The 8,360-nt window shown below is 64.9% G+C and carries 5 protein-coding genes; 3 read left to right on the plus strand and 2 right to left on the minus strand.

Going from position 1 to position 8,360, the window contains the following annotated elements; all coding sequences use genetic code 11:
- Nucleotides 1–441 precede the first annotated feature (441 nt).
- Together ACP7A5_RS17500 and ACP7A5_RS17505 are read right to left on the minus strand one after the other, a co-directional pair.
- A complete protein-coding gene (locus tag ACP7A5_RS17500; RefSeq protein ID WP_426043098.1) occupies nt 442–1,812 on the minus strand; it encodes a PAS domain-containing protein in 1,371 nt (456 codons plus the stop codon).
- A gap of 343 nt (nt 1,813–2,155) precedes the next feature.
- A complete protein-coding gene (locus ACP7A5_RS17505) occupies nt 2,156–2,608 on the minus strand; it encodes a PA2169 family four-helix-bundle protein (protein WP_426043099.1) in 453 nt (150 codons plus the stop codon).
- Between the two features lie 635 nt (nt 2,609–3,243).
- Here ACP7A5_RS17505 and ACP7A5_RS17510 point away from each other — a divergent pair.
- The 3 genes from ACP7A5_RS17510 to ACP7A5_RS17520 are packed head-to-tail and all read left to right on the plus strand — an operon-like array spanning nt 3,244 to nt 8,106.
- Nucleotides 3,244–4,908, plus strand: coding sequence for a ShlB/FhaC/HecB family hemolysin secretion/activation protein (locus ACP7A5_RS17510; protein WP_426043100.1), 1,665 nt, complete (start codon nt 3,244–3,246; stop codon nt 4,906–4,908).
- Between the two features lie 52 nt (nt 4,909–4,960).
- Nucleotides 4,961–7,372, plus strand: a complete 2,412-nt coding sequence (locus ACP7A5_RS17515; RefSeq protein WP_426043101.1) for a filamentous hemagglutinin N-terminal domain-containing protein — start codon at nt 4,961–4,963, stop codon at nt 7,370–7,372.
- Nucleotides 7,369–8,106, plus strand: coding sequence for a L,D-transpeptidase (locus ACP7A5_RS17520; RefSeq protein ID WP_426043102.1), 738 nt, complete (start codon nt 7,369–7,371; stop codon nt 8,104–8,106). Before ACP7A5_RS17515 ends, ACP7A5_RS17520 begins: the two co-directional genes overlap by 4 nt.
- Nucleotides 8,107–8,360 lie beyond the last annotated feature (254 nt).

Genomic DNA, 8,360 nt, shown 5'->3' on the forward strand with positions numbered 1-8,360 from the left:
TCGAAGAACGCCCACTCCGCATCCGACATCAAACCACGAACCATGGCTGCTCTCCGCAAAGAACAGCCTTGAATCAGCGATCAGCTGATTTGGGAATCCACTTTGTCCACATCACCTAGTATTGAAACAACTGGGAGCCACCCGGATCAGATAGCGCAGCCGGGCGAAGGAAAGCTTAAGCCGCCCAGGAAAGGCGGGCAAAATCTTGAGATGCCCCGCCTACAGCGACGGGGGCATCATCCTAATCTCGGCTTGGCTCACATAGCCGGCGCCATTCCCAGCTGGCCTGGGCACAGGGGACCCCTCCATGTCCGCAACGGGTCGGAGCCCGACATCAACGTCAGGCCGAAAACCGGACATTGACCGCCAGGCCTGAGAGCAGACCTCCCGAACGGCCCCGGGGTGGGAACGGGAAATGGCGCCCCCACCCGCCCGGCCGGGTCAGAGGTGCAACTCGACTCCGGTCGGGATGATCGCGGTCCAAAGCAGACCGTCGCGGCCGAACTCCATATCGACCGCGCCGCCTGTCGCGCCTTCGAAGACCTTGGTCAGCAACAGCGAGCCGAAGCCCCCTTTCCGACCCGGAGCGAAGGCGGGGCCTGATGTCGGGGCAGGACCATCCCGTTCCCGCCACGACAGGCGCAGTTGGTCAGGGCGGGTTTGAGCCCAGCTCACCGCTACCTTTCCGTCCCGCACGCGGAGGCTGCCGTGTTTGAGCGCATTTGTGCCGAGCTCGTGCACGGCCAGCGAAAGATAGGGAGCGAACTTGCCCGGCAGCAGCACTTCGGGCCCATCCAGTTCTGCGCCTTCCAGATGCGATAATTGTCGAGCCAGCAGGCCTTGCAGGGAAAACCGGTCGTCCGACATCGTCAGCAATGAGTCCTGAGCGTCCGCCAAAGCGACGAGCCGGGCTTCCACCGCTTTGAGGAACGCGTCTGGCACCGGTGTTGCACGCGCGGACTGGCGAACAATGGCCTGAACGACGGCGAACACGTTCTTGACCCGGTGCCCCAGTTCCTTCGCCAGAATTTCCAGCTTTGCCTCGTTCAACCTGCGTGCGGTAACGTCGAGCGCACTGGCGACCACACCCGGCCGCCCGTCCGGTAGGGTCGAGGGCGACGCCTGAATATCCCACCACGTCCTCCCGTCGCCGATCAGGACCGAAATCTCCTCGGTCTGCATATGACCGGTGTTGATGGTCCGGCGCAGGATGACCTCGAGCGGTCCCCCAACCTCAGGCCCAACGAATTCCGAAGGGGTCTTCCCGAGGCACTCCGCAGGCACGTTGTGCGCCCAGACGTACTTCAGCGTTTCGTCGTGCTCGGACATGGCCAGACCGGAGATGCTCGTCGCCAGCGCAAACCGGTCCGCAGTCGAGCGCAGTTGAACGAGGCTGTCATCCAGTTGGCGATTGCGGGCCAGAAGCGCCTCGTCAGCGCGGCGGAGTTCGGTCGTATCCTCATTCACTCCGACCATGCCGGCGAAGACCCCGTCCTCATTGAAATAGGGTCGGGCGCGCGTTTGCAGGATCCGCACTTCTCCGTCTGCTCGCCGGTATCGCCCCTCGCAGGTGAACGCGCACTGAGCCGCCATCGCGGCTGCAAACGGCTCGAAAACCACGGCCTGGTCCTCGGTGAGCAGACTGGAGCTCCAGTCGAAGACGCCGCACTCATCGGGTTGCAAGCCCCAGAACTCACGCATGGCGCGGCTCAGGAATACGCATCGGCCGTTGCTGTCTCCGCGCCACAACATGGCGGGCGACTCCTCAGCCAGCATGGCCAGGCTCAAGGTATCAAGCGTCGACGCGGTCAAAGGGGGGCCTTGGCAAAGCCACTAGTCGTGTCAGGCACAGTTGGCATCTTTACCCCGGTATACGGTCAAGCTACGCGCGCCTGCCAAACGCCTTTTCGGGGAGAATGGTTCATATCGGCATGTTGCTGAGGCTTCCGGTTTCAGCCGTCAACGTCTGCTCCGGGTCGGGATCGGTCACGGTCTGTCAGGCGAAGGCCAACATCGATGCAGCCGCTGATACTGCCGCCCGGAAAACCGATGCTGCTGCCGATGCCTCAGCCCGAACAGAGCAGGCCGTCGCAGAACGACGCGCCGGAGATCAACTCTGGCGCGTCGTTCGATGGTGCATTTACGGACCCTGCCTTTAGTTGAGGCGATGCTTCAGACCGCTGATCGTATCGTGATCAGCCTTGATGGACGCATACTCTTCAGCCACGCGCTGGCGGAGCGTGTCGGGAAGATCGGTGTCCTTGGTGGCGTCTTCAAACCGCGCCTTGATCACGTCCTCGCCACGCTCGACCTCGTCGATCACGCCGCTGTCGTCACGGCCCATGAGTTCGCCTCTGATCTCGGCGAACTTGTTATGGATGCGGCCCAGCAGAGACTGGTCATCCTCAGGTTCACCACCAAACGTGCGAACTTCGGCCTGGAGCCGACGGCTGAGTTCTTCACGCTTGCCGGCGCGCTCTGTGAACAGGGTTTTGAGTTCCGGATTGCTGACGCCGTCGGCGGCATGCCGATAGCCGTTCACGCTATCCAGCGTCGTCTCGATCAGATCGTTGAGCGTCTTGATGGCGCGATGATTGTCGGTGTGCATTGAGGCGTGTCCTCTGTTGAAGGGACACATAGAACTGCCGACGCTTTACCATGTTCCCTGACACGGTTTGTTCCTCGCGAACGTGGACCGAGAGTCCGAAACGGGTCGGGTCCGGCCATTGGCCTGACGCCCGATTGCGGACATTCTACGGATGCGCCGTAAGCGGACAGAGTGCAGGTCTGTTCGGGGTGGGAAACGGACGTCGCCTCCACGACGAACAAGAAAACTTGAGACCCGCGCCCAGAGCAGACCTGCCGAACCTCGTAGAGGCGAGGAAACGGACGTGCGAACGGCCCCGCTGGTGACGGCGGGGCCGTCCAAGATTTGTGACGCCGCCGACATGGCCCCGAACGCTCACTAGCTCCTGTGATAATATTCAGTCCATGGTGGAGGAACAAGTGAGGTCGTCGTCCGTTCTCGATTTCACAATCTTACGTGAATAGACCGTTCATATCTTGTTAATATCTGAAAACCTTAAGCTCTTTATTGTCAGATAGCTGAGACCAACTCGCGGGCTGCGAGCATATGTCTCAGGTCACCACCACCTAAATCGATCCTCAGCCTTCCTACGTGCGTGCTCCCAGCTGCGTGAGAGCCGTTACGCCCTGAGACCGCGGCGTCACTTCGAGGCGGCTATGTTGAGATCGAGTCTTATTGCGGCTGCGCTGCTGGCGACGGGCCAGACCGCCTACGCCCAGCAACCTCCGGTCGCGGGGCAATTGCAGCAGATTCCGCCGGCCAACGTGCCCCTGGGGTCCGCGCCTGAGATCCGTATCGAGCGGCCCGACCCGGCGGTTGACGCCGTGGCTGAAGGGTCCAGCATCCGCGTCGATGCGCTGCGCGTGACGGGCGCGACCTTGTTTACCGAAGCGGAGCTGGTGGCCGCCGCGGACTTTACCCCCGGCCGCGACCTGACCTTGCCTGAGCTGCGCAATGCGGCCGCCCGGATCACGCGCTTCTACAACGACCGCGGCTATGTGCTGGCCCAGGCCTATCTGCCGGCACAGGACGTTGTCGGGGGCACGGTAACCATCACCGTGATCGAGGGCCGTTACGGCGCGATCGAACTGCGCAACCAGTCCGGCGTATCCGACGCCGTTGCAGCCGGGGTGTTGAGCGGCCTGAACTCCGGCGCCCCGGTCGCGATCGCGCCGCTCGAACGCCGCCTGCTTCTGCTGTCCGATATCCCCGGCGTCGCCGTCCATTCGACACTGTCTCCGGGCGCGGAGGTCGGCTCTTCGGATCTGACGGTCGACCTTACCCGCGCGCCCCGGATTTTCGGCAGCCTCGAGGCCGACAACGCCGGCAATCGCTACACCGGCGCCTACCGGTTCGGCGGGGCGGTGAATTTCGCCAACCTTACCGGCCTGGGCGACCTGATTAGCCTGCGGCTGCTCGCCTCGACCGAGGGGCTGGCCTACGGGCGGGCCGCCTGGCAGGCGCCGCTCGGCGACGCCACCGTCGGCGCCGCCTATACCCATTTGCAGTATGACCTCGGCCGTGAGTTCGAGGTTCTGGACGCCGGCGGCACGGCTGACATCTTCAGTGCCTTCGCCAGCTATCCGCTGATCCGCTCGCGGAGCGCCAACCTCTATGCCCTGGCCAGTTTCGACGCCAAATTCCTCAGCGATGAGATCGGCCTCGTATCCCAGGTGTCGGACAAGGAAAGCCGGGCTCTGACCGTAGGTCTGCGTGGGGATTCCCGCGACGGGTTCGGCGGGGGAGGCTGGAACACGGGCTCATGGTCCTGGACCTCGGGCGAGCTCGACATCGAAAGCCCGTTCGAGCGCGCCGCCGACGCGGTCACGGCCCGCACCCAGGGCGGGTTCAACAAGCTTCAGTACGCTGTCTCCAGACTGCAGACGGTCAGCGGACCGCTGTCGCTCTTCGGCTCGCTTCGCGGCCAGATGGCCACAGACAATCTCGACCCCTCCGAAAAGATGGAGCTGGGCGGCGCATATGCGGTCCGCGCCTATCCGGAAGGCGAGGCCTACGGCGACGAGGGCTATGTGGCCACGGTGGAGGCCAGACTCGCGCTGGACCAGTGGACCGGATCCCTGCCGGGCCGGTTCCAGCTCATCGGCTTTGTCGATGCCGGCGAGGTCGACTTCGCCCATGACCCATGGTTCGCCGGATCCAATCATGCCCGGCGCAGCGGCGTCGGCGCCGGTCTGGTCTGGTCCGGGCCTGACGACCTGTTCGTTCGGGTGACCTATGCCCACCGGCTGGGCGACCAGATCGCGACATCCGGGCCCGACGATAGCGGCCGCGCGTGGTTCCAGATCGTCAAGCTGTTCTGATGACCGCTCCCCTTGCCTCCCCCGACATTCCTTTCAAGACAGGGACGTTCTGATGACCGGACTCCAACACCAGATCGCCGGCGCCATGAAGCGGGGCAGTGCCGTGCGCGCTCGCCGGAATGTCCTGTCCGCCTCGACGGCGCTGGCAGGCTTTGTCCTGGCCGGACTCGCCGCATCCTTTTCCTTAGGAACAGCCGCCCAGGCTCAGACCCTTCCGACCGGCGGATCGGTCACCGCCGGCGGAGCGACCATCGCCAGCGGCCCCGGCACGATGACGATCAACCAGTCGACCCAGAACGTGGCGATCAACTGGCAGGCCTTCTCCATCGGCCAGGGAGGCAGCGTGGTCTTCGTCCAGCCGAACAGCGGTTCGGTCGCCCTGAACCGTGTGTTGGGTCCGGACGCATCAGCGATCTTCGGCAGCCTGACCTCCAATGGCCAGGTATTCCTGATCAACCCGAACGGCGTGCTATTCGCGCCGGGTTCGCAGGTCAATGTCGGGGGTCTGGTCGCCTCCACCCTGGACATGACCGACGCCGACTTCATGGCTGGCGACTACCGCTTCACCGGCACCGGCTCAGGCGCCGTGCTCAATCATGGCTCCATCATCGCGAACGGCGGCTATGTCGCGCTGCTGGGCGGCAGTGTCAGCAATGAGGGTCTGATCCAGGCCAATCTCGGGACTATTGTGCTTGCCGCGGGCGAGGCGGTTACGCTCGACGTCGCCGGCGACGGACTGCTGAATGTGGTCGTCGATCGGGGCGTGGCCAACGCCCTGGTCCAGAACGGCGGCATGATGCAGGCTGACGGCGGGCGGGTAGTGATGACGGCCCAGGGAGCGGGTGATCTGCTCCGCACCGTGGTCAACAATACCGGCGTCATCCAGGCCCGCACGATCGGCGAGCGGAACGGCACAATCCTCCTGCTGGGCGACATGCCGAGCGGCGTGCTGAACGTCGGCGGCGTCCTTGACGCCAGCGCGCCCGACGGCGGCGACGGCGGCTTCATCGAGACCTCCGCCGGGACCGTGAACATCGCGTCGGGAACCCATGTTACGACCGACGCTCCGCGGGGCGCCACCGGCACGTGGCTGATCGACCCGGCGGACTTCACCATCGGCGCCGGCGGCAATATTTCCGGCGCCACCCTGTCAGCCCAACTGGTGACCACCAACGTCGTGATCAGCACACTGACCGGCGCCGGCGCCAGCCAGCCCGGCAACGGCGACATCCACGTCAACGACGCCATCGCATGGACCGCATCGTCGAGCCCAACAACCCTGACGCTGAACGCCCACCGCGACATCAATATCAACGCCGCGATCACCGCCACCAACGGCAATCTCGTCGCGTGTTGTGGTCGGGACGTGAACGTCAACGCGCCCATCACCACGACCAACGGCAGCGTCCTGCTGGAGGGCGGTCGCAACGTGAACGTTTTCCATGCGATCACCACGACCGACGGCAACATCGCCTTGTGCGCCGGGCATGACCTCCATATCGATGCGGCCATCACCCTGACCCGGGGCACCACCATCGCGGCGCAAAGTCTCGGCCTGCCCGTCGGCCTGACGCTGATCTCCGGCGCGGACGGCACCGGTCCAGGGGTGAACGGCGGAACCATTATTTTCAGCCCACTGGCCCCGCGGGTCACTGTCACCAACGCACCGGCGACCATCAACTACAACCCGATTTCCTATACCACCCCGACGGATTTCTCGACGCGGTTCACCCTGACCGAAGGCGCGACGCTGACCCAGCGGATGCTGCTGTTCCCCGATGGCAGTCGGGCAGCGAATGGGACGACGGCGACCACCCTGGGGGGGTTCAGAACCACGGCGGCCTCGGGCCTGCCGACGGGTGTCACGCTGGTGGCGTTGCCCGGCGCCAGTGCAACGTTCGACTCGGCTACGGCGGGCGCCGACGTCGGCATCACCTACAGCGGCTATGCCCTCGCAGGCCCTAACGCCCCCCTGTACGCCCTGGCCGGAGCGTGCTGCGTATCGACCTTCCGGACACGCGGGACGATCAGTACCGCGCCGCCGCCTCCTCCTCCGCCGCCTCCTCCTCCGCCGCCGCCCCCGCCGCCTCCTCCGCCGCCTCCTCCTCCGCCGCCTCCTCCTCCGCCGCCTCCTCCTCCGCCTCCGCCGCCTCCGCCTCCTCCTCCTCCCCCGCCTCCCCCGCCTCCTCCTCCTCCTCCTCCCCCGCCGCCGCCGCCGACCACCCCGCCGACGGTTACCCCGCCCTTCCGGCCATATCCGACGGTGACCTATCCGACCGTGACCCCCACGCCGGGCCTCGATCTTGTGGTTGTCGACACGGGCGTGCGGATGCCGGCGTATGACACGACGATGCCTGTCGCTCCGCCGGTCGAGACGGTGGTAGAGGCCCCGCGCCGGGCCGTGCCGGCCGCGCCGCCGCCGCCGCCCGTCCCGGTCTATCCGCCCAAGCAGGATCGCAATTGACCGCGAGCCTGTCCCTTTGGCGAGCGGCGACGGCGGCCGGACTGGCGCTGGGACTGTTCATCCCGGAGGCGAGCCTCGCGGGCCAGCGTTCCTGGTCGCCGGACGGCCCGGACAGGCCCGGCGAGACGGACGCCATATCCGCCGCTGGACAGCTCACGGCGTGGGTGCTTGAGACGGCCGACAATCAGGGGCTTCCGTTCCTGATCATCGACAAGATCAATGCCGAGGTGTCGGCCTTCGACCGCGAAGGCCGGTTGCTCGGAACCGCCCCGGTCCTGTTGGGGCTGGCGCGGGGAGACATCTCGCCGGCGGGGATCGGCGACCGCCCCCTGTCAGCCATCGAACCCGGGGAACGCATCACCCCGGCAGGCCGGTTCATGGCTTCGATGGGCGAGAACCTCGGCGGCAAGAGCATTCTGTGGATCGACTATGACGCCGCCCTGTCCCTGCATCCGGTCATCAACACCCGGGCGACCGACCGGCGACTGCAGCGTCTCGCTTCGGCTACCGCCGAAGACAACCGGATTTCCTATGGCTGTATAAACGTGCCAGGCAAGTTCTATGATGAGATCGTGGAACCCGCGTTCAGCGGCACGATGGTAGTCGTCTATATCCTGCCGGAAGATCAATCGCTTTCGGATGTGTTTTTCCTGGCTGGAGGCATTAGCCAGTCTGCGGAGGACGAGGTCGAGCCGCCGCTGGGCGTCACGGCGTTGTCAAGCGAAGCTCATTGAAGTGAGGCTTCGACCTTTTTTCAGCGTTTCGAGATGAGACAGAGTAGACCTGTTTCCGCCGCCGAAGGTCCGCTGTGGGTCGACATGCGTCTTTGACATCAGGCCGAAAAACGGACGTTCGCCAACGCAGTCAAAACGACGGAGAAGACCGCGAAGCCTTTTCCAACACTCAATGCGATTTAGACGTCGTCACGACTTTGGAGCCCTCGGTTTCCGCGCCGGTTTCGCCGCGACCTCAGCCTTCTTCGGCTGAC

Origin of the sequence: Brevundimonas sp. TWP2-3-4b1, from assembly GCF_049897665.1 — a bacterium.
GTDB classification, from domain to species: domain Bacteria; phylum Pseudomonadota; class Alphaproteobacteria; order Caulobacterales; family Caulobacteraceae; genus Brevundimonas; species Brevundimonas subvibrioides_B.